At 71.1% G+C, this 23,194-nt stretch carries 25 protein-coding genes and 1 riboswitch; of the genes, 11 read left to right on the top strand and 14 right to left on the bottom strand.

What is annotated here, in order from left to right; genetic code table 11:
- Positions 1–227: 227 nt before the first annotated feature.
- The 3 genes from bioD to bioB all read right to left on the bottom strand — a co-directional run bounded on the left by bioD (position 228) and on the right by bioB (position 3,531).
- The gene (gene bioD / locus M8I34_RS32900; RefSeq protein ID WP_308372733.1) at positions 228–977 is read right to left on the bottom strand and encodes a dethiobiotin synthase; all 750 of its coding nucleotides are present in this window, start codon (positions 975–977) and stop codon (positions 228–230) included.
- A gap of 105 nt (positions 978–1,082) precedes the next feature.
- Positions 1,083–2,387 (bottom strand): adenosylmethionine--8-amino-7-oxononanoate transaminase, encoded by a 1,305-nt coding sequence (locus M8I34_RS32895; protein ID WP_250055807.1) that lies wholly within the window; start codon positions 2,385–2,387, stop codon positions 1,083–1,085.
- Positions 2,380–3,531: a biotin synthase BioB gene (bioB, locus tag M8I34_RS32890; RefSeq protein ID WP_250055806.1), complete on the bottom strand. Its 1,152-nt coding sequence runs from the start codon at positions 3,529–3,531 to the stop codon at positions 2,380–2,382. Before bioB ends, M8I34_RS32895 begins: the two co-directional genes overlap by 8 nt.
- A 156-nt stretch (positions 3,532–3,687) precedes the next feature.
- On the opposite strand from bioB, the gene M8I34_RS32885 reads away from it, so the two are divergent.
- The gene (locus tag M8I34_RS32885; RefSeq protein WP_250055805.1) at positions 3,688–4,914 is read left to right on the top strand and encodes an 8-amino-7-oxononanoate synthase; all 1,227 of its coding nucleotides are present in this window, start codon (positions 3,688–3,690) and stop codon (positions 4,912–4,914) included.
- Positions 4,915–5,066: 152 nt separating this feature from the next.
- Here the strand turns inward: M8I34_RS32885 and M8I34_RS32880 are convergent, their stop codons facing one another.
- The gene (locus M8I34_RS32880) at positions 5,067–5,981 is read right to left on the bottom strand and encodes a LysR family transcriptional regulator (RefSeq protein WP_250055804.1); all 915 of its coding nucleotides are present in this window, start codon (positions 5,979–5,981) and stop codon (positions 5,067–5,069) included.
- Between the two features lie 71 nt (positions 5,982–6,052).
- Here M8I34_RS32880 and M8I34_RS32875 point away from each other — a divergent pair, with 71 nt between their 5' ends.
- Positions 6,053–6,721: a LysE family translocator gene (locus M8I34_RS32875; RefSeq protein ID WP_250055803.1), complete on the top strand. Its 669-nt coding sequence runs from the start codon at positions 6,053–6,055 to the stop codon at positions 6,719–6,721.
- Positions 6,722–6,854: 133 nt separating this feature from the next.
- Here the strand turns inward: M8I34_RS32875 and M8I34_RS32870 are convergent, their stop codons facing one another.
- The 3 genes from M8I34_RS32870 to M8I34_RS32860 all read right to left on the bottom strand — a co-directional run bounded on the left by M8I34_RS32870 (position 6,855) and on the right by M8I34_RS32860 (position 8,757).
- Positions 6,855–7,328 (bottom strand): C40 family peptidase, encoded by a 474-nt coding sequence (locus tag M8I34_RS32870; protein ID WP_250055802.1) that lies wholly within the window; start codon positions 7,326–7,328, stop codon positions 6,855–6,857.
- A gap of 4 nt (positions 7,329–7,332) precedes the next feature.
- Positions 7,333–7,530: riboswitch (cyclic di-AMP (ydaO/yuaA leader) on the bottom strand.
- Between the two features lie 277 nt (positions 7,531–7,807).
- Positions 7,808–8,116 (bottom strand): hypothetical protein, encoded by a 309-nt coding sequence (locus M8I34_RS32865; RefSeq protein WP_030076198.1) that lies wholly within the window; start codon positions 8,114–8,116, stop codon positions 7,808–7,810.
- Positions 8,117–8,121: 5 nt separating this feature from the next.
- Positions 8,122–8,757, bottom strand: a complete 636-nt coding sequence (locus tag M8I34_RS32860) for an ATP-dependent Clp protease proteolytic subunit (protein ID WP_250055801.1) — start codon at positions 8,755–8,757, stop codon at positions 8,122–8,124.
- A 58-nt stretch (positions 8,758–8,815) separates the two neighbouring features.
- On the opposite strand from M8I34_RS32860, the gene M8I34_RS32855 reads away from it, so the two are divergent.
- Entirely contained in the window at positions 8,816–9,130 is a 315-nt protein-coding gene (locus M8I34_RS32855; RefSeq protein ID WP_244417206.1) for a type II toxin-antitoxin system Phd/YefM family antitoxin, read from the top strand.
- 39 nt (positions 9,131–9,169) lie between these two features.
- Here the strand turns inward: M8I34_RS32855 and M8I34_RS32850 are convergent, their stop codons facing one another.
- Positions 9,170–10,114 carry a M28 family metallopeptidase gene (locus M8I34_RS32850; protein WP_250055800.1) on the bottom strand — a complete coding sequence of 315 codons (945 nt, stop codon included), beginning with the start codon at positions 10,112–10,114 and terminating at the stop codon, positions 9,170–9,172.
- A gap of 542 nt (positions 10,115–10,656) precedes the next feature.
- On the opposite strand from M8I34_RS32850, the gene M8I34_RS32845 reads away from it, so the two are divergent.
- The 6 genes from M8I34_RS32845 to M8I34_RS32820 are packed head-to-tail and all read left to right on the top strand — an operon-like array spanning position 10,657 to position 15,347.
- Entirely contained in the window at positions 10,657–10,959 is a 303-nt protein-coding gene (locus M8I34_RS32845) for an urease subunit gamma (RefSeq protein ID WP_026170153.1), read from the top strand.
- A 16-nt stretch (positions 10,960–10,975) separates the two neighbouring features.
- Positions 10,976–11,287, top strand: a complete 312-nt coding sequence (locus M8I34_RS32840) for an urease subunit beta (RefSeq protein ID WP_250055799.1) — start codon at positions 10,976–10,978, stop codon at positions 11,285–11,287.
- The gene (locus M8I34_RS32835; RefSeq protein ID WP_250055798.1) at positions 11,280–13,001 is read left to right on the top strand and encodes an urease subunit alpha; all 1,722 of its coding nucleotides are present in this window, start codon (positions 11,280–11,282) and stop codon (positions 12,999–13,001) included. The genes M8I34_RS32840 and M8I34_RS32835 overlap by 8 nt, the downstream gene beginning before the upstream one ends.
- 40 nt (positions 13,002–13,041) lie before the next feature.
- Entirely contained in the window at positions 13,042–13,716 is a 675-nt protein-coding gene (locus M8I34_RS32830; RefSeq protein WP_250055796.1) for an urease accessory protein UreF, read from the top strand.
- A gap of 51 nt (positions 13,717–13,767) precedes the next feature.
- On the top strand, positions 13,768–14,511 hold the full coding sequence (gene ureG, locus M8I34_RS32825; protein ID WP_250055794.1) for an urease accessory protein UreG: 744 nt from the start codon (positions 13,768–13,770) through the stop codon (positions 14,509–14,511).
- Complete coding sequence (locus M8I34_RS32820; RefSeq protein WP_250055792.1) at positions 14,508–15,347, top strand: urease accessory protein UreD; 840 nt, start codon at positions 14,508–14,510, stop codon at positions 15,345–15,347. The genes ureG and M8I34_RS32820 overlap by 4 nt, the downstream gene beginning before the upstream one ends.
- 16 nt (positions 15,348–15,363) lie before the next feature.
- On the opposite strand, the gene M8I34_RS32815 is transcribed toward M8I34_RS32820, so the two are convergent.
- The 4 genes from M8I34_RS32815 to M8I34_RS32800 form a co-directional block, all read right to left on the bottom strand.
- Positions 15,364–15,738, bottom strand: a complete 375-nt coding sequence (locus M8I34_RS32815; RefSeq protein WP_030076211.1) for a hypothetical protein — start codon at positions 15,736–15,738, stop codon at positions 15,364–15,366.
- A gap of 99 nt (positions 15,739–15,837) precedes the next feature.
- On the bottom strand, positions 15,838–16,218 hold the full coding sequence (locus M8I34_RS32810; protein WP_030076212.1) for a roadblock/LC7 domain-containing protein: 381 nt from the start codon (positions 16,216–16,218) through the stop codon (positions 15,838–15,840).
- A gap of 70 nt (positions 16,219–16,288) precedes the next feature.
- Positions 16,289–17,137 (bottom strand): hypothetical protein, encoded by an 849-nt coding sequence (locus M8I34_RS32805; protein ID WP_250055790.1) that lies wholly within the window; start codon positions 17,135–17,137, stop codon positions 16,289–16,291.
- 43 nt (positions 17,138–17,180) lie between these two features.
- Complete coding sequence (locus M8I34_RS32800) at positions 17,181–17,564, bottom strand: hypothetical protein (RefSeq protein ID WP_030985229.1); 384 nt, start codon at positions 17,562–17,564, stop codon at positions 17,181–17,183.
- A gap of 640 nt (positions 17,565–18,204) precedes the next feature.
- On the opposite strand from M8I34_RS32800, the gene M8I34_RS32795 reads away from it, so the two are divergent.
- On the top strand, positions 18,205–19,842 hold the full coding sequence (locus M8I34_RS32795) for an alpha/beta hydrolase (RefSeq protein ID WP_250055787.1): 1,638 nt from the start codon (positions 18,205–18,207) through the stop codon (positions 19,840–19,842).
- A 100-nt stretch (positions 19,843–19,942) separates the two neighbouring features.
- On the opposite strand, the gene M8I34_RS32790 is transcribed toward M8I34_RS32795, so the two are convergent.
- A complete protein-coding gene (locus M8I34_RS32790; protein ID WP_250055785.1) occupies positions 19,943–20,767 on the bottom strand; it encodes a TIGR02452 family protein in 825 nt (274 codons plus the stop codon).
- Positions 20,768–20,881: 114 nt separating this feature from the next.
- A complete protein-coding gene (locus M8I34_RS32785) occupies positions 20,882–21,610 on the bottom strand; it encodes a 1-acyl-sn-glycerol-3-phosphate acyltransferase (protein ID WP_250055783.1) in 729 nt (242 codons plus the stop codon).
- Between the two features lie 451 nt (positions 21,611–22,061).
- Between M8I34_RS32785 and M8I34_RS32780 the strand changes: the two genes are divergently transcribed.
- On the top strand, positions 22,062–23,162 hold the full coding sequence (locus M8I34_RS32780; RefSeq protein WP_250055887.1) for a serine hydrolase domain-containing protein: 1,101 nt from the start codon (positions 22,062–22,064) through the stop codon (positions 23,160–23,162).
- The last annotated feature ends 32 nt before the right edge of the window (positions 23,163–23,194 follow it).

The following is a 23,194-nucleotide window of genomic DNA, read 5'->3' as shown; positions in this document are numbered from 1 at the left end:
ACCGCCGCGGGCGCGCTGCGCAGCTCAGGTCCTCGTTGAGCACCCACGCGGCGGGGTTCACCGGGGTACCGGCGTTCCACCATCGCGGCAGCACGCCGCCGACGTCATGAAGGGATGGGCCGACATCACGAGGGGATGCGCCAACGTCACGAAGGATGCGCCGACGTCACGGGGACGCGTCGGCGTCACGCGGGGATGCGCCGACACCACGAATGGACGCACCGGCGTCACGCGGGGATACGGAACGCGTCCGATCCGCCGAGCACCGGCGCCAGCCAGTCGGCGGCCGCGGCGCGGAAGGCCCGCGGCGTGAGCCCGCCGGAGCCCTCCGGGATCAGGCCGAGGAGCGGGGCGCCGGCGGCGTCCGGGAGGTCCGCGAGATTGCAGCGGGAGGCCAGGTCGGGTTCGGCCGGCCAGCTGCCGACGACGACGCCCGGGGAGTCGAGCCCGTACGAACGCAGCGCCAGCGCGGTCAGTGCGGTGGCGTTGAGGGTGCCCAGACCCGCCTGTGCGACCACCAGGACGGGGGCGCCCGCCAGCCGCGCGGCGTCGGCGAGGGTATGGCCGTCCGTGTCGAAGCGGACGAGCAGCCCGCCCGCGCCCTCGACCAGGACCAGATCGTGCGAGGCGTCCAGTTTGGCGGCGGCCTCGGCGATCTCGTGGGGCAGTACCGGCGGCAGACCGGCCCGCAGTGCCGCCGTGGCGGGTGCCAGCGGGTCGGGGAAGCGGGCGAGTTCGGCGGTGGTGACCGGGCCGGCCAGCCGCTCGACCTCCGCCGCATCGCCGCTCTCGTGTGCCGTGACACCGGTCTGGGCCGGTTTGAGCACGGCCACCGAACGCCCCTGGGCGAGCGCCGCCGCGGCGATCGCGGCAGTGGTCACGGTCTTGCCGATCTCCGTGCCCGTGCCCGTCACGAACAGCACCGACATGGTGTGCCTCCGACTCTGCGCGGCCGATCCCGCGCGGTTACGGCGAATGGTGGTGGGGTGAACGGCTCTTGCGGGAGCGGTTCGTGTGGAAGGGGGAGGGGGAGCGGCGGTGGCGGCCGAAGCGTCCTCGACCGGCCACCGCCGCCCGGGTGTTCAGCCTTCCCGTGCCGCCGCGCACACGGCGGCGCAGATGCGCGCCACGTCGTCGTCGCCGGTGATGTACGGCGGCATGGTGTAGATCAGATCCCGGAACGGGCGCAGCCATACGCCCTCCCGGACCGCCGCCCGGGTTGCGGCCGCCATGTCCACCTCGTGGTCGAGCTGGACGACACCGATCGCGCCGAGTACACGTACCTCGCGCACCCCGGGGAGGTCAGCGGCCGCTGCCAGACCGTTCCGCAGACCGGCCTCGATGCGCTTGACCTCCTGTCCCCAGTCCTGGGACAGCAGCAGGGAGATCGAGGCATCGGCGACGGCGGCGGCGAGCGGATTGCCCATGAAGGTGGGGCCGTGCGCCAGCACCGGCAGCGCGCCGCGGGAGATGCCGTCCGCGACGGCCGTCGTGCACAGCGTCGCCGCCAGGGTCAGATAGCCGCCGGTCAGCGCCTTGCCGAGACACATCACATCGGGTGCGACACCCGCGTGTTCGGCGGCGAAGAGCGCGCCCGTACGGCCGAAGCCGGTCGCGATCTCGTCGAAGACGAGCAGCACGCCGTGCTCGTCGCAGGCCTCCCGCAGCACCCGCAGATAGGCGGGTGAGTGGAACGACATCCCGCCCGCGCCCTGCACCACGGGCTCCACGATCACCGCCGCCAGCTCCTCGGCGTGGCGGCCGATCAGCTCCCGCAGATGCGCCGCGTACGCCTCGTCGGGCGCGGCGTCGAAGCCCGCCGGCGGCGCGTCCGCGAAGATCTGCCGCGGCAGCGCTCCCTGCCACAGCTCGTGCATGCCGCCGTCCGGGTCGCAGACCGACATCGGCTGCCAGGTGTCGCCGTGGTAGCCGCCCCGCCAGGTCAACAGCCGCTGTTTGCGCGGCTTGCCCAGCGAGCGCCAGTACTGGAGGCACATCTTGACGGCGACCTCGACCGACACCGAACCGGAGTCGGCGAGGAAGACGTGCTGAAGCGGCTCCGGGCTGATGTCGACCAGCCGCTTCGCCAGTCGCACGGCGGGCTCGTGGGTGAGCCCGCCGAACATCACATGGCTCATCCGCTCCAGCTGGCCGTGCGCGGCGTCATTGAGCACCGGGTGGTTGTAGCCGTGGACCGCCGACCACCAGGAGGACATGCCGTCGACCAACTCGTCCTGGCCCTCGACCGGTTCGGCCAGCCGGAGCCGGACGCCGGACGCCGACTCGACCAGCAGCGGCGCGGCCTTGCCGGGCATCGGCCCGTACGGATGCCACACATGCTGCCGGTCGAGCGTGAGCAGTTCGCCGGGGGTGAGCGGCTCAGGCATTGGGGGGCAGGTCGGTACCGGCGCCGCGACGGCGCACCGAGACCAGGTCACGGCGGGTCTCGTCGGACGGTGCCGGGACGGTGGTGGCCGGCGCCTCGGCCTCGGCGGCGGCCTGGTCGGCCACCCCGGCACCGCACTGCCTGCGGTGCTCGGGCAGCGTGGTGGTGTCCGTGCCCTCGACCTCGAAGCCGGCGTCCTCGATCATCGCGAGGTCGTCCTGGCCTGCCTGCCCCTCGCTGGTCAGATAGTCGCCCAGGAAGATGGAGTTGACCAGGTGCAGGGCGAGCGGCTGCATGCTGCGCAGATGCACTTCACGGCCGCCGGCCAGCCGTACCTCGATGTCCGGGCAGACGAACCGCACCATCGCCAGGATGCGCAGCGCGCGCTGCGGGGTGAGGTTCCATTCCTTGGCGAGCGGGGTGCCCTCGAACGGGATCAGGAAGTTCACCGGAACGGAGTCCGGGTCCAGCTCGCGCAGCGCGTAGACCACATCGACGAGGTCGGCGTCGCTCTCGCCCATACCGGCGATCAGCCCGGAGCAGGCCGACATACCGGCCGCCTGGGCCTGCTGGACGGTGGAGACCCGGTCCGAGAAGTCGTGCGTGGTGCAGATGTCGCCGTATGTGGCTTCCGAGGTGTTGAGGTTGTGGTTGTACGCATCGGCGCCCGCCGCACGCAGCCGGCCGGCCTGGCCGTCGGAGAGCAGACCGAGGCAGGCGCAGACCTCCACGCCCTCGTTCTGCTCCTTGATGGCGGAGATCGTCTCCGAGACGCGGTCCACGTCCTTGTCCGTGGGGCCCCGGCCACTGGCCACCAGGCAGACGCGCTTGGCGCCGCCGGCCACCCCGGCGGCGGCCGCCTTGGAGGCGTCGTCGGGCTTGAGCCAGGTGTACTTGAGGATCTCGGCCTTCGAACCCAGCCGCTGGGAGCAGTAGGAGCAGTCCTCGGGGCACAGCCCCGACTTGAGGTTGACGAGATAGTTGAGTTTGACCCGCCGCCCGAACCACTGGCGGCGCACCTTTCCGGCCGCGGCCACGACATCGAGCAGTTCGTCATCGGAGGTGGCCAATACAGCCAGTGCCTCTTCGCGGGTCGGCAACTCGCGCCGCAGTCCCTTGTCCACCAGTGTGTTCAGCAGGTCCATGGCGTTGATCCTGACGCACGCCACCGCTCCCGGCCAAGGAGGATTCCCACAACGAGCTGCGATCGAGGTGTGTGTATCGCCACACCGTGCGCCTGCGGAACGACCGCTAACGTCTATCGACAGCCCACAATCGAAGCCGACAGACGAAGGAAGCCGATGCCGCAGGACTCCGCCCCGTCGCTGCTTCGCGACACCTCCCCGGCGAGGCTCACCGAGCCCTCCGCCGAGCCCGCCCGTGCGGCGTACGACGCGGCCTTCGACTGGCTCGATACGGCCTGCGCCGAGCGCCGGGACGCCGGACTCGTCCGCACTCTGCGCCCCCGCCCCGCCGACTCCCCGCTGCTCGATCTGGCCGGCAACGACTATCTAGGGCTCGCCCGGCACCTGGAGGTCACCCGTGGTGCGGCCCAGGCCGCACACCGCTGGGGCGCCGGCGCGACCGGCTCCCGGCTGGTCACCGGCAGCACCGAGCTGCACGCCCTGCTGGAGACGGAACTCGCGGCATTCTGCGGCTTCGAGGCCGCTTTGGTGCTGTCCTCCGGCTATGCCGCAAATCTCGCCGCCGTCACGGCACTCACCGCCCCGGGCGCCCTGATCGTCTCCGACGCGGGCAACCACGCCTCCCTCATCGACGGCTGCCGGCTCTCCCGGGCCCGTACCCAAGTCGTTCCGCACGCCGACCCGGAGGCCGTACGTGCCGCGCTGACCGGCCACGACGGCCGGGCGCTCGCCGTGACCGACTCGGTCTTCTCGGTCGACGGGGACGCCGCGCCGCTCCCCGCGCTGGCCGAGGTCTGCCGGACACGGGGAGCCGGGCTGCTCGTCGACGACGCACACGGCCTGGGGGTGCTGGGCGAAGGGGGCCGTGGCGCGCTGTGGGCGGCCGGACTCGCGGGTGACGGTGATGTGGTGGCCACCATGACGCTCTCCAAGTCGCTCGGCTCCCAGGGCGGTGTGGTGCTCGGACCGGCCCGGGTCATCGAGCATCTGGTCAACACCGCCCGTTCGTTCATCTTCGACACCGGTCTCGCCCCGGCGGCGGCGGGCGGTGCCCTCGCGGCGCTACGGCTGCTGCGCCGTGAACCGCAGCGCGCCACCCGGGCCGTGCGGATCGCTCAGGGGCTGCACGAGCGGCTCACCGCGGCGGGTCTGACGGCGGTACGCCCGGACGCGGCCGTGGTCTCCGTACGTGCCCCCTCGCCGGAAGCGGCGCTCCGGTGGGCCGCCGACTGCCGTGCGGCCGGGCTCGCGGTCGGCTGCTTCCGGCCGCCGTCCGTGCCCGACGGGATCTCCCGGCTGCGGCTCACCGCCCGCGCGGACCTGACGGCTGCTCAGCTCGACCGGGCGGTCGGCACGATCGTGGCCACGGCGCCGACGGGCTGAGCCGGCGACCGTGCGGAGCGGTACGGCGGCCGGCCCCGCGGCAGGCCGCCGTCCGCGGAACCGTCTGGCCCCTGTGCCGTCTGTCCGCGGAACTGTCCGTCCGTGAGACCGTCCGTCCGCCGCGGCCGTCCGTCCGCCGCGGCCGTCCGTCGTCACGGCGCGGGGGAGTGGCGGGTGAAGGCCCCGCGCAGCAGGGCCCGCAAGGTGTCGGCGGCCGGGGTGCCGCCGGGGCGGTAGGCCACCGAGATCCGGCGGTGCAGCTCCGGTGGGTCCAGCCGGCGGACCCCCAGCGGTGTCATCGACCCCTCCGCCACCATCTCCGGAACCACCGCCACCCCGAGCCCCGCGCTCACCAGCGCGCACACCACGGCATAGCTCGGCGACTCACAGCGCACCGCTTCACTGGCCCCGGCGGCCGCCAGCGCCGACTCCACCTCCCGCCGGTTGGGATTGGCCGGCGCCATGCTGACCAGCGGCTGACCGGCCAGCTCGGCGAGCGGCAGTCGTCCGGAGCCCGCCGAGAGGGCATGGCCGGGCGCCGTGACCAGCACCAGCTCCTCGGTCAGCAGCGGTTCCAGGCGCACTCCCTCCGGCGCCGGCATCGCCTCGCCCGGCACATACTCATGTGTCAGCGCCAGATCGACCTCGCCCAGCGCCACCGCCGCGGTCGCCTGCGGCGGTACGTACTCCGTCACGCTCAGCTCCACATCGGGGTGCGCCCGCCGGAACGCGCTGAGCGCGGGCGGCAGCAGATGCGTGCCGGCGGTCATGAACGTGCCGACCCGCAGCCGGCCGCCGGACAGCCCCGCCAGCCGGGACAGCTCGTGCCGCGCCTGATCCAGCTCGTCCAGGACCCGCCGGGCCCGTACCAGCAGCAGCTCACCGGCGGCCGTCAGCCGAGCCCCGCGATGGTGGCGCACCAGGAGCGCCGTCCCGGCCTCCCGCTCCAGCTTGGCGAGCTGCTGGGAGAGCGCGGGAGCGGTGTAGCCCAGCCGGGTGGCGGCCCGGGTGATCGAACCGGCCTCCGCCACCGCTACCAGGGCGGCCAGCCGTGTGGGGTCGTACATAAGAATCTCTTTAGGCTCTCCAAGAACATTGCCAATACCTATTAAAGGCTCGGACCGGCGATGCTGCACTCATGGACGGACAGCTGATCGCCTTCACCGGAGTCGCCGCGGGCATGGTCGCCATGCCGGGCGCGGACTTCGCGGTCGTGGTGCGCAATGCGCTCGACTCGCGCCGGGCGGGGGTGGCGACCGCCGTCGGAGTCGCGGGCGGGCTGCTGGTGCACACCGCCCTGGCGGTGGCCGGGCTCGCGGCGGTGCTGGTCGCCGTGCCCACACTCTTCGGAGCCGTCCAACTCCTCGGCGGCGGCTACCTGTTGTACCTCGGTGTCCGCGCCCTGGCCGCGGCCTTCCGCCGCCGGGCGGCCACCACGGACGGTACCGACGGCCCGGCCGGCACCGCACCGGCCGACGGCCCCCGGCCCGCCGCTCTGCTGGGCACCACGCAGAGCCTGCGGCAGGGCTTTTTGACCAATGCGCTCAACCCCAAGGCCCCTGTTCTCTTCCTCAGCCTGCTCCCGCAGTTCGTCCCGGCGGGACAGCCCGCGCTGCCCCGGACGCTGCTGCTCGCGACGATGGTCGTCGCCATGGCACTGGTGTGGTTCCCCGCCGTCGCGCTGCTCGTCGACCGGCTGGGCGTCTGGCTGCGCCGCCCGCGGGTGGCCCGTGCCCTGGAGGCCACCACCGGGGCGCTGCTCACGGCGCTGGGAGGCATCCTGCTGGTGGAGCTGGCGCTCGCCTGAGGGCGGCGCACAACCGAACCTTCTCCGGCCGGTCCACGACAGCCACGACCGCCGTGCGGCACCTCAGCACCTCGGCGCCCACCGGCACGAACCCGGCGGCGACAATTCACCGATCGTGAGATGAACGGCCAGGTCAGTGCACCCGCCCGTACCAGACCGAGCGGCTCCAGATCCGTTCCAGCCGCACGACGCTCCCGGCCTTGGGCGCATGCCACATCCGGCCCCGGCCCGCGTAGATACCGACGTGGTAAATACCGCTGCGCGAGTGGAAGAAGACCAGGTCACCGCGGCGGCGCGAGGAGGCCGGGATGTGCCGGGTGCGGCTGTACTGCGCGGCGGCGGTGCGTGGCAGGGCCCGCCCGGCGCGCTTGAACGAGTACACCGTCAGCCCGGAACAGTCGAAGGCGTGCGGCCCTTGGGCGCCGTACCGGTACGGAGATCCTCCCTTGGAAGCCGCGATCCGCAGCGCATGGACGGATACGGACGCGGCTTCGGCGTTCCCGGCCGCTCCTGGAGCCATGGTGGTCCCGCCGAGGGTGACCAGCGTCAGAGCGGTGACGGTGCCGGCGCGCGCCAGCAGATTCGGCGTATGCATGCGCACGGTCATGCGCAAACCCTTCGTCAGCCGCCTGCGAAGGAAGACCTGTCGGGTTCGGGCAGGCGAAGATGCCCGGCCGTATGCACGGCTTCACCCCAAGGAGCCCTCGGCCGTGAAGGCCGGGCCCCGCTCTGCTCGGGTCCTCCGCTCCCGCCGATCCACATCGTCGACCGGAATCCGGCACGGCGGCGGGATTAGGCGCCCGTCCGGACCGCCCCGTCGCTGTGGCGGGGTCTTGTCGTCGAAGGGATCGTCACGCACCCAGCACCCGAATTCCGAGCTGAAAATGCCGTATGTGAGATGGGTCACAATTGACCCGAATGGTTAGATTTGTTCCCTCAGCTGCCGCGGCGCGGGGTCTTGCACCCCCCGGACCAGGGGCGAAACATCAAGGGCCGGAGAAAATGTGTCCGCCCCGCGCAATTCGTCACCTCCCCACATCGGGCGCGGACGCTACGCCGTATGTGCAGCCTCCGGCGCGTGTCGCGTCAGATTTCCTCGGGTGGCGGCACCGTCACCAGCCCGGTCCGGCGTTCGCCGTCCAGCACCCGCAGTGCCCGGGTCAGCGTTCCGCGGTGCACCTCGCTCTCGCCCCGGCTGTGCATCAGTGTCAGCGCGTCCCGTAGGCGGGTCGCCTTGCCCACCAGGGCCTGGGCGGCGCGCAGTCCGCTGTAGGTGCCACCGCAGCGGGTGGGGTTGATCCGGCCCAGCAGGTCGATCACCTCCAGATAGCTGTCGATCAGCTCGCCCTCGGCGCGGGTCAGTGCGGGCAGCGGCGGCGGTTCGGGGGGCAGCATCGGGCTCACCGCGCCACGGGCCCACGGACCGACTGCTTGCGGTTGCGGGTGAGTCCGTCGATCAGGCCGTACTCCTGAGCGGCGAGGGCGTCGAAGATCTTGTCGCGTTCGATATCGGCGGCGATCCGCTCGCGGGGCTGGCCGGTGTGCCTGGCCAGCATCTCCTCCAGCACGTCGCGGGTGCGCAGCATCTCCTCCGCCTGGATCTGGAGATCGGTGGCCTGCCCCTGGACCGGTTCGCTGAACGACGGCTGGTGGATCAGGATCCGGGCCCCGGGCAGTGCCAGCCGCTTGCCGGGCGCGCCGGCGGCCAGCAGTACGGCGGCGGAGGAGGCGGCCTGCCCCAGGCAGACGGTCTCCACGTCGCACGACACGAAGTTCATCGTGTCGTAGATGGCGGTCATCGCGGTGAACGAGCCGCCGGGGGAGTTGATGTAGAGCGAGATGTCCTGCTCGGGCGCGGCGTGTTCGAGGTGCATGAACTGCGCCATCACGTCATTGGCGGAGGCGTCGTCGATCGGGGTGCCCAGGAAGACGATGCGCTCGCTGAGCAGCTTGGAATACGGGTCCATGGTGCGCGTCCCCTGTGAGGTGCGCTCGGTGAACTCCGGAAGGACATAGCGGGCCGTCGGTCGCAGCATGTCTGCTCCTCTCCTCCGTACAAAATGTACAGGATGTACATCCAGTTAGAATGGGAGCATGGCCTACGAAATTCCGGTGACGCAAGCTCGTGCGGAGCTGGCCGATCTGATCAACCGTGTTGTCTACGGCGGTGAGCGGGTGGTCGTCACGCGCCACGGCAAGCCGCTGGTGGCGCTGGTATCCGCCGCTGACCTGGAGCTACTTGAAGAGCTGGGGCGGCGCGAACAGGGCGCGGAGGACGAGCAGGTGATCAGCACGGTCTCCGCCGTGCGGCCGCTCCCGTCCGCTCCGGGCGAACGGCGGCGGTTCGGTATCGCCGCAGAACACCGCGACCCGGCTGCCGGGGACCGGCGGCCGGGTCGCGAGAGCTGACGGTTCAGCGGGTGCTGACCGTGCGGCGGGGCGGGTGGCTCAGGAGCTGAGCTCCCATATCGCGTGGGCGATGGCGTCGCTGTTGGTGTCGAGCGCCTTCTCGTCGATGTTCTTCGAGGTGTCGCAGGCCTGGTGGTAGCAGGCGTCGAAGGCCTTGCCGGCCTCGCCGCCCCAGTTCTTGGCCTGCTCCTCGGTCTTCTTGTAGTCGGCGCCGGAGAAGAGACCGCCGACGGCGATGCCCGCGTCCTTGAAGGAGGCGTGGTCCGAGCGGCCGTCGCCCTCGGTCTCCTTCTCGGTGGCGATGTTCTTCTGGGCGTACCAGTCCTTGAAGACCTTCTCCAGGCGGGTGTCGTCGTCGTAGACGAAGTAGCCCGGGTTCGGCGAGCCGATCATGTCGAAGTTCAGATACGAGTCGATCTTCGACTTGTCGGCGCCGAGCTTGTCGACGTAGGCCTGCGAGCCGACCATGCCGTCCTCTTCGTCGCCGAACCAGGCGAACCGAAGGTGCTTGGTGGGCTTGAGCTCCGCCTTGGCGACCGCGAGGGCCACCTCGAGGATGCCGGCCGAACCCGAGCCGTTGTCGTTGATGCCGGGGCCGTCGGGGACCGAGTCGATGTGGGCGCCGGCCATCACGGTCTTGCCCTCGTCGCCGCCCGGCCAGTCGGCGACCAGGTTGTAGCCCTTGGCGCCGTTGTTGTCGAACTCCTGGACCTTGGTGGTGAATCCGGCCTTGTCCAGCTTGCCCTTGAGGAAGTCGATGGACGCCTTGTGGCCCGGCTGTCCGTGGGCCCGGTTGCCGCCGTTGGCGTCGGCGATGGACTGCAACTGGTCGAGGTCGGCCTTGACGGCCTTGACGTCGATGTCCGGGGCGGCCGCCGGCGCGGTCTCGGCGTAGGCGCCGGCCGCGGTGAAGACGGTGGCGGCCAGGGCGGTGACGGCGCCCGTGGCCAGCGCGGCCCGGCGTATTCGTGTGGAACGAGGCACTGTGTGGCTCCGATACTGGTGTGGGGGGGAATGGCGCGGAGCTGCTTTGACGCGCACATGTTTAACGCGCACACGAGAATTGCGATCACCGCGGGAACCGTCAAGAGCGCATACCGGACAGCTGAGTTCGCCGAGCGGAGTGCGTCTGATTTGCGGCGATCATGTCGGTTGATGGTGCATGACACGCCTCTGTTCCCCGGGTGCCGCCGGCCCGCGGGGTGCGGATCCGGCCTTCGGGTTCCGGGCACTTCCGGGGAAATGGGCGGGATGAGGCCGCCGCGGGGATCGGTTGCCGCGCCGTAACGGGCGGTAGTGACACCGCGTTACATCAGGCGTAAGAGGGGACGCTGATGTGTCCCTGGTTGTAACGCCGACGAAATCCCGCCGAACTAGTCTCCGAGCGTGGGGCTGTTGATGGCCAAGTGCTGGAAGTCGGTTTGCTCCTCCTTTAATTATTGCGTGGTACATCTATCGTCACGGGTGTCTCCACGCCTGTGACCTGGGCGAATGTGTCCGGGCGGGAAGACTGTGAGGTGGATCGTATGCAACTGACCCCGCATGAGCAGGAACGCTTGATGATTCATGTGGCGGCAGATGTGGCTGAAAAACGCCGTTCCCGGGGGGTGAAGCTGAACCACCCGGAATCGATTGCCCTGCTGACCGTGCACATCCTCGAAGGTGCCCGGGACGGCCGAACCGTCGCCGAGCTCATGTCCTCCGGTCGCAAGGTGCTCACCCGCGACGAGGTCATGGACGGCGTGCCCGAGATGATCCACGACGTGCAGGTCGAGGCCACCTTCCCGGACGGCACCAAGCTCGTCACCGTTCACGAACCCATCAACTGAACGGAGGCAGCAGACGATGATCCCGGGACAGATCCTCCACGCCGACGAGCCGGTGCGCCTCAACGAAGGCCTTCCCCGCACGCGCATGACCGTCCTCAACGCCGCCGACCGCCCCGTCCAGGTCGGCTCCCACTACCACTTCGCCGAGGCCAATCCCGGCCTCGACTTCGACCGCGTGGCCGCGCACGGCAAGCGGCTGAACGTCCCGGCCGGCTCCGCCGTGCGCTTCGAGCCCGGCATCCCCACCGAGGTCGAACTCGTCCCCCTCGGGGGCAAGCGGATCGTCATGGGCCTGCGGGGCGAGACCGGAGGAACTCTCGATGGCTGAGCTGACCCGCCAGGCGTACGCCGATCTCTTCGGCCCGACCGCTGGCGACCGCATCCGGCTCGCCGACACCGACCTGGTCATCGAGATCACCGAGGACCGCTCGGGCGGACCGGGACGGGCCGGTGACGAGGCCGTCTTCGGCGGTGGCAAGGTGATCCGCGAATCGATGGGCCAGTCCCGCGCCACCCGCGCCGAGGGCACCCCCGACACCGTGATCACCGGCGCGGTCGTGCTGGACCACTGGGGCATCGTCAAGGCCGATGTCGGCATCCGTGACGGGCGGATCACCGCCCTGGGCAAGGCCGGCAACCCCGACACCATGGACGGCGTCCACCCCGACCTGGTCATCGGCCCCGAGACCGAGATCATCGCCGGCAACGGCAAGATCCTGACGGCCGGCGCCATCGACACCCATGTCCACTTCATCTGCCCCCAGCAGGCGGACGAGGCGCTGGCCTCCGGTGTCACCACGATGATCGGCGGCGGCACCGGACCGGCCGAGGGCAGCAAGGCCACCACCATCACCCCCGGCGCCTGGCACCTTGCCCGGATGTTCGAGTCGATGGACTCGCTGCCGGTCAACGTCGGCCTGCTCGGCAAGGGCAACACCACCTCCCTCGCGTCGATGCGCGACCAGCTGCGGGCGGGCATCCTCGGCTTCAAGATCCATGAGGACTGGGGCGCCACACCCGCCGTCCTCGACGCCTGTCTGAGCGTCTGCGAGGAGAGCGGCGCCCAGCTCGCGATCCACACCGACACGCTCAACGAGGCCGGCTTCCTCGGCGACACCCTGGCCGCCATCGCCGGCCGCTCCCTCCACGCGTTCCATGTCGAAGGTGCAGGCGGCGGCCACGCCCCCGACATGATCGCGATGGTCTCCGAGCCGAATGTGCTGCCCGCCTCCACCAACCCCACGCGGCCGCACACTGTCAACACCGTCGAGGAGCACCTCGACATGCTGATGGTCTGTCATCACCTCAACCCGGCGGTCCCCGAGGACCTCGCCTTCGCCGAGTCCCGGATCCGGCCGTCCACCATCGCCGCCGAGGACATCCTGCACGACCTCGGCGCCATCTCGATCATGGCCTCCGACGCCCAGGCCATGGGGCGCATCGGCGAGGTCGTGCTGCGGACGTGGCAGACGGCGCACGTCATGAAGCGGCGCCGCGGCGCCCTCCCCGGCGACGGGGGTGCGGACAACCACCGCGCCCGTCGTTATGTCGCGAAGTACACCATCAACGCGGCTCTCGCGCAGGGCATCGACCATGTCGTCGGCTCCGTCGAGGACGGCAAGCTTGCCGACCTCGTGCTGTGGGACCCGGCGTTCTTCGGCGTCAAGCCGCAGCTGGTCATCAAGGGCGGGCAGATCGCGTATGCGCAGATGGGAGACGCCAACGCCTCCATCCCCACTCCGCAGCCGGTGCTGCCCCGCCCGATGTTCGGCGCCACCGGCAGGGCCCCGGGCAGCAACTCGCTCAACTTCGTCTCCCGGCAGGCCCTGGAAGACGCACTTCCCGAGCGCCTGGTGCTGGCCAAGCCCTTCGAGGCGATCCACAGCACCCGCGGCATCACCAAGGCCGATATGCGCAACAACGACGCCCTGCCGCGCGTCCATGTCGACCCCGACACCTTCACCGTGACCATCGACGGTGAGGTGGTCGAGCCGCAGCCCGCGGCCGAACTCCCCATGACCCAGCGGTACTTCCTCTTCTGAGGCCGCCGATGAACACCCCGATGAAGGGCACGTACCACCGATGAGCCGCGCAGCGCTGCTCGTCCTCGCCGACGGCCGGTTCCCCGCCGGAGGGCACGCCCACTCGGGCGGCGCGGAACCGGCCGTCACCGCGGGACGCATCAAGGACGCCGCCACCCTGGAGACCTTCTGCCGGGGCCGGCTGCACACCGCGGGCCTGGTCGCCGCGGGGCTCGCCGCCGCGGCCGCGGCCGGCCACGACCCGCTCCTCCTGGACGACGCCGCCGATGCCCGTACCCCCGTACCGGCACTGCGGACCACCGCCCGCAAGCTGGGGCGGCAGATGATGCGGGCCGCGCGGGCGACCTGGCCGAGCGCCGCACTCGACGCGCTCGCCGCGGCCCGTCCCCGCGGCGCCCACCAGCCCGTCGTCCTGGGCCTGGCCGCCCGGTCCGCGGGCCTGCCGCCGCTCGATGCCGCATACGCCGTGGCCTACGAGAACATCAGCGGCCCGGCCACCGCGGCCGTCCGCCTGCTGAGCATGGACCCCTTCGACGCCACCGCCGTGCTCGCCCGGCTCGCCGCCGAGCTCGACCAGGTGGCGCAACAGGCCACCGAAGCCGCGCTGCGCGTCGCGGCCGAAGGAACCGGTGCCCTGCCCGCCGCCTCCGCGCCACTGCTCGACCTCACCGCCCAACAGCACGCCGCCTGGCCGGTACGGCTCTTCGCGTCCTGACCCCGCCGAAGCCCCGCGCCGCCCGCCGCCGTACTCACCACCGGAGTGACCATGCACCGTGACCACCAGGACCCCTTCCCCGAGCGCTACACCTACGGCGCCGCCGGCCCGCAGCGGGTCGGGGCGGCATCCGGGCGCCACCAGGAGAGCCGGGACGGAGTGCGGCGCAGTGGCACCCGCCGCGCGCTGCGCATCGGCCTCGGCGGACCGGTCGGCACCGGCAAGACCGCCACCGTCGCCGCGCTGTGCCGGGCGCTGCGCGACGAGCTGTCCCTCGCCGTGGTCACCAACGACATCTACACCCGTGAGGACGCCGAGTTCCTGCTCCGTGAGGCCGTGCTGCCCGCCGAGCGGATCGCCGCCGTGGAGACCGGTGCCTGCCCGCACACCGCCATCCGGGACGACATCTCCGCCAACCTCGAAGCCGTCGAGGACCTGGAGGAGGCGGTCGGTCCGCTCGACCTCGTGCTGGTCGAATCCGGCGGCGACAACCTGACCGCCACCTTCTCCAAGGGCCTCGTCGACGCCCAGATCTTCGTCATTGACGTGGCGGGCGGCGATGACATCCCGCGCAAGGGCGGCCCCGGCGTCACCACCTCCGACCTGCTCGTCATCAACAAGACCGACCTCGCCCCGTACGTCGGTGCCGACCTGGAAGGCATGGCCCGCGACGCCAAGGCGCAGCGCGGCGAACTCCCCGTCGCCTTCACCGCCCTGAAGATGGAGAACGGCGTCCGCCCGGTGTCGGACTGGGTGCGCGAGCGGCTGGCGGACTGGACCGCGGGCCCGGCATGACCCTCGCACCCCCGACGCCGGCGGCACCGCGGGCCGACGCCCGCTCCGCCGCCGGGCTGCGCGCCACCGCCCGCATCCTCGCGCGGACCGACGCCCACGGCACCACCCGGCTGCCCGTCCTCGACGGCGACGGGCCGTTCGCGCTGCGCCGCCTCCGCGCGCACGGCAACCAGGCCGAGGTCTGTGTCGTGGGTGCCATGAGCGCCCCGCTCGGCGGCGACCGGCTGGCCATCGAAGCCACCGCCGAGGCGGGCAGCGTGCTGCGTCTCACCGCTGCCGCCGCGACCGTCGCGCTGCCCGGCCGTACGGGCGAACCCGCCCGCTACGACGTGCGGTTGACGGTGGGCGACGGCGCGCGGCTCGACTGGCTGCCCGAACCGCTGATCTCCGCGGCGGGCAGCGACCTGCGGATGACCACCACCGTCGAACTGGCCCCCACCGCACGCCTGGTGCTCCGCGAGGAACAGGTCCTGGGACGCAGCGGCGAGGAGACCGGCGCGCTGCGCAGCCGCCTCACCGTCCGCCGGGCCGGCCGGACGCTGCTCGACCAGGAGACGGCGTACGGGCCCGGCGTCCCGGGCTGGGACTCCCCGGCCGTCCTGGGCGGGCACCGCGCCGTCGGTCAATTCCTGCTCATCGGGCCGGAGTACGAGACGAAGCCGGCCGAGGTGCGGCTGCTCGGTGCCGCGGCGGGCGAGCGCTCCGACGGCGGCGCGGGGCAGGGCGTACTGGCGCCGCTCGCGGGTCCAGGGGCCCTGGCCACGGCCGTGGCCCCGGACGCGCTACGGCTGCGGCGCCTCCTGGACGAGGCCGCCGCGGCGGCCGCCGCCGAGTGACGGCGGCCGCACCGCCTCATACCTCCAGATCGGCCTCCAGCCGGGAAAGGCGGAGGCGCGCCAGTGCAAGATTGGCGCGCTTGCGGTCCAGCACCAGGTAGAGGAAGAGACCGGCACCGCTCTTGCCCGTCACCGGGCGGATGATGTGGTACTGCGAGGTCAGAGTGATGAGCATGTCCTCGATGGCGCCCTGGAGTTCCAGCATCTCCATGGTGCGCATCTTGGCGCGTACGACATCGGTATTGCCGGCCGCCGCGACATTGAGGTCCAGCGCCTGCTTGTCTCCCAGGGTGGCCAGGGCCATGCCGCTGGTGTAGTCGACCAGGGCGACGCCGACCGCGCCCTCGATGGTCGACATCGCGTCGGCGAGAGCGGATTCCAGTTGAGCCATGAGGGGTTCAGACCTTTCGATTCCTTGACGGTGTTTCTCGGATTCCGGGTTTCCGGATTCCGGGTGGTCGCATTTCTGCGGGTGCGTGGGGGAGGTCTCCTACCGGTGGGGCTGTGCGTCCACGAGGGCGCCGATGCGGGCCGCGGCCCTTCTGGCCTGAAGATGAAGCCGGCCCACGTTGGTGTCGGGGCTGGCCACGGCGGTCAGGACCGCGCGGCGTCCGGCCGAATAGGCCGCGATATAGCCGTCCGCGCCACGCGTCAGGGATTCCTCGAAGTCGCCCTGTCCGGTCGCGTCGGTGAGGCGTTTGGCGACGCCGATCGCGGCGGCGGTGAGGGCGGCCAGGCCGTCCGGCTCGATATCCGGCAGATCATGGGCGATCACCATGCCGTCGACGCTCGCCACCATCCCGCCCTGGAAATGGCGTACTTGATCGCGCAGCGTGTGCAATTCCTCCCGTATCCGGGGTTCGATCGTCATCAGTCTCCTTTTCGAGGCGTGCCTTCTGATGACGCGCCTCATGGGGTGCACGGTCTTCGTGCGCAAGGGCTCACAGGCTTTCCTCCAACGCCGTACGCAGTCGGACAAGGAGGGCAATATCCGGATCGGCGGTATCGAGGACGTCCGGTACCGGTAGTTGCCAGCTCGCGTCGGGGCTCCCTTCGGCCACGGGGGCGGGACCGTTCAGACAGGCGCCGGGCCGCCGGCGGGGGAGTGCTGCCGCCGCCCGGGGGACGTGGACGAGGCCGGCGGCGGCGAGGCGGCGGATGTCGAGCAGCGTCCCGAACGCGGACTGGCCCAGCGCGCGGGCCAGTTCCTGGGGTGTCTGCCGGCCGTCGGCGCGGTCGAGCAGCCGCCGCTGGCGGCCCGTGGTGGGGGCCGGGCTGCGCGGGTGGACGGGGACGACGGGGGAGGAGTCGACCGCCGCCCAGGGGTGCAGCCGGTCGAGCAGTGTCCGGCGGCGGGCCGTCGCCTGCTGGAGGGCGGTGGCGCTGATGGGGCGTATGACACCCAGCCAGTGCCCGGTCCCGGGGGTGAAGGAGGTGGCCTCCGGTGCCAGTGGAAGGGCGAAGAACGCGGCGTCGAGCAGGGCGGCAAGATGACATATCTCCAGTTCGCCCTGCGTCAACCAGCCCTCGCTGACCAGGAATTGGCCGCCGCTCTGCCGCGGTCCTGCCGTTTCGGCGGCGTACTGCCAGCCCCGCGGCGGCAGCTTGCCGGCCGCGGTGAGACGTATGTCGAGCCCGGGGGCGGCGGTGCCCTCGATGCAGTAGACCGCACCGTCGAGAAAGTAGAAGCAGCCGTGCGGACCGCTGAGGGTGCCGGTGACGCGTTCGGCGGCGCAGCGGTCGAGCAGCCCGGCCGGGGCGGGCGGGTGAGGAGATATGGGCAGGCCCATGGCTGGTTCCCTTACCGTTCGTGCGGTGTGGCGGAGGGCGCCGTCAGGACGCGACCAGCTCCGCGGCCAGCGCGCGCAGCCGTAGCCGGGCGACGGCGAGGTTGGCCTGCGTGCGGTCCAGCCAGAGGTAGAGATAGGTCTGGCTGTCGAAGGCCGTGTGCACAAAACGGATGAGGTGGTAGCAGCCCGCAGCCGTGATGATGAGGTCTTCGAGGGCCGGGCCCGCGGTGCCCGTGGTGTCGAAGGTGGCGTTGCGCACCACGGCCTGCACCACCTCCGCGGTGTCCGCGGCGGCCGCGTCATGATCGTCGTGCGGCGCCTGCCCGGCCGTACCGAGCGTCAGACCACTGGTCCAGTCGATCAGTCCGGCACACCGAACGCCGGGGATCCCCATGGCTTGGGACAACACCTGATCGATACCCGGCACTTCGGATCTCCTTCGCGACGGCTCGGACGGGGCGCGAAAACGCCGAAGCCCTCCCTTGTGGCGGTGAGTGGGAGAGCCTTCACGGAAGGTTACTGAAGGTGTGCGGCTGGCACATGCCTGAAGGGCAGGTCTACGGCAATTGACGTATTCTCGCCCCTGCGCGCCCCTCCGGGAGTCATCGCGCCGTGCCGCACTCCACCAGGCCGGCCACGGCAGGAACCTCTCCGCCGAGCAGTCCCGACCTGGCGTGAGGCGCCTTACCGGCTCGTCAACTGCTCCTCTTGCGGGCGGAGTTGCTGCTTCCGATGAGTGTGGCGGGTGTGACGCGGGCGCGTGGGGCACTGTCCGGCGGCCTTGGCCGGAATGGTGAGGTTCCGCTGCGATGTCCGGCCGTTCACCGGCACTGCTACGGGGTCTGCGTGCGCGCCACCCGCATTCCGGCGCAGCGCCCGCGCACTTCCACGGCTGCGCGGACTGCCGCACGCCAACAGGCCGAAGCCGACGCGGCCGGAAACCTACAGCTTGGTAAAGAAGTGTGGGTCGAACCTGTTCAAGAGGGGACGCCACACGTCAGGATCCCTTCGTAAGCCTGTGATCAACGCCGCCACAAGTGGCACACCATGCAGGGGGAATTAACCACGTGAGAAAAACAGCAGCGCTCGGCGCCGCCGGCACCATGGTGACCGGAGCGCTCCTCGCCGGAGCGATATCCGCCACGCCCGCCAGCGCGGGCGAGCAGCACCAGCGCGGTTCGGCCGAAGCACGCGGTGTGGCGACCGCTGCCGCGCGCGCGGCCAAGAAGGGCATCGACTGGCAGGAGTGCCCCGCCGACTGGGGCTTCAAGTCGCCCATCCAGTGCGGCTATGTCACCGTCCCGGTCGACTACGCCCGGCCCAACGGCCGCACCATCAAGATCGCCGTGGACCGCGCCGTCAGCACCGGCAGCAAGAAGGAGCGACAGGGCTCCCTCGTCTACAACCCCGGTGGCCCCGGCGGTTCGGGCATGAAGTTCCCGAGCCGTATCACCACCAAGAGCCCCCTGTGGGTCAAGACCGCCAAGGCGTATGACTTTGTCGGATTTGACCCCCGGGGTGTCGGACACTCCGCGCCGATCTCCTGCATGGACCCGCAGGAGTTCGTCAAGGCCCCGAAGGCCGACCCGGTACCGGGCAGCGAGGCCGACAAGCGCGCTCAGCGCAAGCTCGCCAAGGAGTACGCCGACGGCTGCGCCGAGCGCAGTGGCGGCCTCCTGCCGTACATGACGACCAAGAACACCGCCCGCGACCTCGATGTGATTCGTGCCGCGCTCGGTGACAAGAAGCTCAACTACCTGGGCGTCTCCTACGGCACCTACCTGGGCGCCGTCTACGGGACGCTCTTCCCGAACCATGTCCGCCGGATGCTCGTCGACAGCGTCGTCGACCCGTCCCGAGAGAAGGTCTGGTACCAGGCCAACCTCGACCAGGACATCGCCTTCGAGACCCGCTGGGGCGACTGGAAGAAGTGGGTCGCCAAGAACGACGCCACGTACCACATCGGTGCCACCCCCGAGAAGGTCCAGGCGGCGTGGGAGAAGCTGCGGGCGACCGCCAAGAAGAATCCCATCAGCGGTGTGGTCGGCCCCGCCGAGCTCACCGGCTTCTTCCAGAACGCGCCGTACTACGACTCGATGTGGGCCTCGGTCGCCGAGGTCTGGAGCGCGTACCTCTCCGGCAACAGCAAGCCGCTGGTGGAGAACGCCGGGCCGAACCTCCTGGACCTCGCCGGCAACGCCTCCGCGGAGAACGGTAACGCCGTCTACACGGCCGTCGAGTGCACCGACGCCAAGTGGCCCACCAGCTGGAAGAAGTGGGACCGCGACAACACCCGCATCCACCAGCAGGCACCGTTCATGACCTGGTCCAACGCCTGGATGAACCTGCCCTGCGCCACGTGGCCGGTCAAGCAGCAGCGACCGGTCGACGTCAAGACCGGCAAGGGTCTGCCGAGCGTCCTGATCGTGCAGAGCACCCGTGACGCGGCGACGCCTTACGGCGGCGCGGTCGAGCTGCACCACCGTTTCAAGGGCTCGCGTCTGATCACCGAGCGGGACGCCGGATCGCACGGTGTCACCGGTCAGGTCAACCCCTGCATCAACAGCCGGGTCGACGCGTACTTCCTGGAAGGCAAGACCGACGCCAAGGACGTGACCTGCGCTCCGCACGCCACGCCCCAGCCGGCCAAGCCGACGGCGAAGGCCGCCGCCAAGGGTGCCTCCATTCTTCCGGTCGCCCCCTAGTGACGCCTTGACCATGCCGGCACGGAAGTGACGGCACGCAGGGGCGGCCGGGAATCCTCCCGGCCGCCCCTGTCGTCGTCAGTGCTCCTCCGCGCGCCGCTTACCCGGGAAACGCCTCGGAGAAGGCGGCCCTGGTGGGGGAGTCCTCCCGACGGTCCAGCACGGCGAACACAACGCGGTCGAACCAGCCGCGGAACCGGCCTCCGTCCAGCAACGCGGCCGCGAACGCCCCTGCCACCTCGGCCGGTTCATTACGGAACACCCCACAGCCCCAGGCGCCCAGCACCAGCTGCCGGTGCCCGCCGGCCGCCGCGACCTCCAGCACCCGCTCCGCACGCGCCGCCAGCGCCGCCGCCACCCGGCCCGTCTCGGCCGGCCGCTGCCGCGCGATCACTCCCGCGTTCGGCGCCGCGGCCGTCAGAAAGCCCGCCTCGTACGGCACCTCGAGCAACCGGCCCCGGTCGTCGCGGAACACCGGTACACCGGGGGAGAGGATCACCCGGTCGCTGTAGAAGGGGCTCGGCTCGGCCCGGTGTGCGGCATAGAAGTCCGGGGCCTCGCGCACGCAGGTGTAGAGCGCCGACCCCCGGCACAGCGCCTCCTCCTGGGCCTGCGCGCCGTTCAGATAGCCGCCGCCGGGATTGCGCGCGGAGGCGAAGTTCAGCACGGCGAGCGGCCCCTCGCCCGTCTCGGCCAGCCGCCGCCCCGCCGTGAGGCTGCCCTCCCCCGTCACCTCGAACACCGTGCGCGCTCGCGCCGACGGCTCCTCCACGGCGACCGGCTCCGGGCCGTACAGGCGAGTCGCGGCCCGCGCCCGTCCGACCGCCGCCGCGATCTCCACCAGCCGTCCGCTCGGGGCGTGGTACGCACCCGCCGCGACGATCTGTTCCGTTTCCTGTGCCATGCCCCGCAGTCGGGCGCTCATCGTCGGCACCCCCGTATCCGATGCTTCATAGCGATCAAGGTACGGGCCGGCGGCACGCCCCGCGATCGGATATCGCCGCCGGCCCGCCGCGGGGCCTCAGGGCCGCCCGGCGGCTCAGCCCGCGGCCCCTTTCCCGTGCCCACGCCGTCCGTGTGCCCGCGCCTGTGCCTGCGCCGCGGCCTTGGCCTCGCCCGCGTAGGTGTCGACGTACTCCTGCCCGGACAGGGTGAGGATCGCGTACATGATCTCGTCGGTGACGGCGCGCAGGGCGGCGCGTTGGTCCTCCAGGCCCGCATACCGTGAGAAGTCCAGCGGTGCGCCGAAGCGGATAGTGATCCGCGTGATGCGCGGCAGCCGCCGGCCCGTCGGCTGCGCCTCGAACGTGCCGATCATCGCGCACGGCACCACCGGCGCCCCGGCCTTGATGGCCATCGAAGCGACGCCGGTACGCCCCTTGTAGAGCCGGCCGTCGTGCGAGCGGGTGCCCTCCGGGTAGATGCCCAGCAGCCGGCCCTTGCGCAGGACGGAGAGGCCCGAGGAGATGGCCGCCTGCGAGGCGCGGCCCCCGGAGCGGTCCACCGGAATCTGCCCGACGCCCCGGAAGAACGCCGCGGTCAGCCGTCCCTTCAGGCCGGGCCCGGTGAAGTACTCCGCCTTGGCCAGAAACGTCACCCGGCGCGGCAGGATCGCCGGCATCACAAAGTGATCGGCGAACGACAGATGATTGCCCGCAATGATCGCCGCGCCCTCCTCCGGCACATGATCGAGCCCCTCGATCCGCGGTCGGAACACCAGCCGCAGCAACGGCCCGAGAAGCAGGTACTTCAGCACCTGGTAGAGCACAGGGCAGCTCCCCATTCCGTCGGCTCGCCCGGGCGGCTACCTCGTTCCAGGTCACAAGGGTCTCCGGGGACGGCCAGTGAGTTTATGGGCAAGTGCCCTCGCGGGTAACCACCTTCGGCCGGATCGATGCTGACTCTTTTCCGGTCCCGGACACCCACGAGACGGGTGAGGTGAGCGCCGCCGACAGGTACGTACGGGGGGCCACCGCCCAGGTACGCCAGGTGGGAGGGCACCGCGTCACAAGGCGGCGGATCGCGGCCGGCCGTACCGGGGGCTGGCCCTACCAGGAGCGGGCGGTCAGCAGGATCGTCCCGGGCGGTCGCTTCCGGAAATGCTGGGACCGGCACATATCGCTGGTTCCCGATGATTCCGTAGGAGTTGGCCCGTGCGTGAGCAGACATGGCAGAGGTTTCGTTCTTCCGGGCGGCGGCCGGGCGGTCGGCGCAGAGCCGTGCCGGCCGCGGTGGCCGTGGCCATGGGCGTCATGACGATGGGTGTCCTGGCGCCGCCCGCGGTGTCCGCTGCCCCGAGGCCGGACGCCGTCCGGCAGGGGCTGAGCGCGCTGGTGCGCTCCGATGGCCTGCCCGCCGCGCTGGCGAGCGTCAAGGACCGTGCGGGCCGCACCCGTACCTACACCGCGGGGGTGGGCAACCTGGCCACCGGCTCGAAGGTGCCCGAGGACGGTCAGGTGCGGATCGGCAGCAACACCAAGGTGTTCACCGCGGTGGTCATGCTGCAACTGGTCGGTGAAGGGAAGATCGGCCTCGACGCCACGGTCGACACCTATCTGCCGGGCCTCGTCCGCGGGGAGGGGATCGACGGACGCCGCATCACGGTCCGTCAGCTCCTTCAGCACACCAGCGGACTTCCCAACTACACCGCATACCTCGGTGACGACGTCCGGTACTTCGAACCCCGCGACCTCCTCGACATCGCCCTCCAGCACAAGGCCGACTCCGCCCCCGGGAAGAAATGGGAGTACAGCAACACCAACTACGTGCTGGCCGGCCTGATCATCCAGAAGGTCACCGGCCGGCCCCTCGCCAAGGAGATGGAGCGGCGCGTCATCCAGCGCATCGGGCTGCGCCACACCTACTTCCCCGCCCCCGGTGACATGACCATCCGAGAACCCCACCCCCAGGGCTACTACCGGGATGCAGCGGGCGGTCCTCTGCGCGACATCACGGAAATGGACCCCTCCTGGGGCTGGGCGGCAGGGCAGATGATCTCCACCAACTCCGACCTCAACCAGTTCTTCACCGCGCTCCTGGCCGGCCGACTCCTCCCGGCGGCCCAGCTCGCCCAGATGCGTACCACCGTCCGCGCTCCGTACTTCGGCTCCGGCGCCCGCTACGGACTGGGTCTCGTGAGCAAGCCGCTGTCGTGCGGTGATGTCTACTGGGGCCACGGCGGCAGCCTCCCGGGATACGAGACGCGGGGCGGCGCCACCGCCGACGGCCGCGCCGCCGACGCCGCGGTGACCATGCAGCCGACCGACGAGGCAGCCATGAAGCGCGTCGAGCGTCTCGTGGACACGGCCCTGTGCCGCTGAACCGCGCCTGCTCGCCGGACGGTGCCTAGGGC

The organism is Streptomyces sp. MCA2 (assembly GCF_023544705.1).
Classification (GTDB): Bacteria; Actinomycetota; Actinomycetes; order Streptomycetales; family Streptomycetaceae; genus Streptomyces; species Streptomyces decoyicus.
This window is presented reverse-complemented; position numbering and strand designations above follow the sequence as displayed.

What these genes read in the sequence shown, in the direction of transcription:
- bioB (WP_250055806.1), bottom strand. Translation starts at nt 3,531, where the DNA reads ATGGACCTGCTGAACACACTGGTGGACAAGGGACTGCGGCGCGAGTTG.
- M8I34_RS32865 (WP_030076198.1), bottom strand. Translation starts at nt 8,116, where the DNA reads ATGCTGCCCCCCGAACCGCCGCCGCTGCCCGCACTGACCCGCGCCGAG.
- M8I34_RS32805 (WP_250055790.1), bottom strand. Translation starts at nt 17,137, where the DNA reads ATGGGCCTGCCCATATCTCCTCACCCGCCCGCCCCGGCCGGGCTGCTC.
- M8I34_RS32855 (WP_244417206.1), top strand. Translation starts at nt 8,816, where the DNA reads ATGGCCTACGAAATTCCGGTGACGCAAGCTCGTGCGGAGCTGGCCGAT.
- M8I34_RS32860 (WP_250055801.1), bottom strand. Translation starts at nt 8,757, where the DNA reads ATGCTGCGACCGACGGCCCGCTATGTCCTTCCGGAGTTCACCGAGCGC.
- M8I34_RS32835 (WP_250055798.1), top strand. Translation starts at nt 11,280, where the DNA reads ATGGCTGAGCTGACCCGCCAGGCGTACGCCGATCTCTTCGGCCCGACC.
- M8I34_RS32810 (WP_030076212.1), bottom strand. Translation starts at nt 16,218, where the DNA reads ATGACGATCGAACCCCGGATACGGGAGGAATTGCACACGCTGCGCGAT.
- M8I34_RS32870 (WP_250055802.1), bottom strand. Translation starts at nt 7,328, where the DNA reads ATGACCGTGCGCATGCATACGCCGAATCTGCTGGCGCGCGCCGGCACC.
- M8I34_RS32895 (WP_250055807.1), bottom strand. Translation starts at nt 2,387, where the DNA reads ATGCCTGAGCCGCTCACCCCCGGCGAACTGCTCACGCTCGACCGGCAG.
- M8I34_RS32875 (WP_250055803.1), top strand. Translation starts at nt 6,053, where the DNA reads ATGGACGGACAGCTGATCGCCTTCACCGGAGTCGCCGCGGGCATGGTC.
- M8I34_RS32830 (WP_250055796.1), top strand. Translation starts at nt 13,042, where the DNA reads ATGAGCCGCGCAGCGCTGCTCGTCCTCGCCGACGGCCGGTTCCCCGCC.
- M8I34_RS32790 (WP_250055785.1), bottom strand. Translation starts at nt 20,767, where the DNA reads ATGAGCGCCCGACTGCGGGGCATGGCACAGGAAACGGAACAGATCGTC.
- M8I34_RS32845 (WP_026170153.1), top strand. Translation starts at nt 10,657, where the DNA reads ATGCAACTGACCCCGCATGAGCAGGAACGCTTGATGATTCATGTGGCG.
- M8I34_RS32885 (WP_250055805.1), top strand. Translation starts at nt 3,688, where the DNA reads ATGCCGCAGGACTCCGCCCCGTCGCTGCTTCGCGACACCTCCCCGGCG.
- M8I34_RS32880 (WP_250055804.1), bottom strand. Translation starts at nt 5,981, where the DNA reads ATGTACGACCCCACACGGCTGGCCGCCCTGGTAGCGGTGGCGGAGGCC.
- M8I34_RS32815 (WP_030076211.1), bottom strand. Translation starts at nt 15,738, where the DNA reads ATGGCTCAACTGGAATCCGCTCTCGCCGACGCGATGTCGACCATCGAG.
- M8I34_RS32820 (WP_250055792.1), top strand. Translation starts at nt 14,508, where the DNA reads ATGACCCTCGCACCCCCGACGCCGGCGGCACCGCGGGCCGACGCCCGC.
- ureG (WP_250055794.1), top strand. Translation starts at nt 13,768, where the DNA reads ATGCACCGTGACCACCAGGACCCCTTCCCCGAGCGCTACACCTACGGC.
- M8I34_RS32840 (WP_250055799.1), top strand. Translation starts at nt 10,976, where the DNA reads ATGATCCCGGGACAGATCCTCCACGCCGACGAGCCGGTGCGCCTCAAC.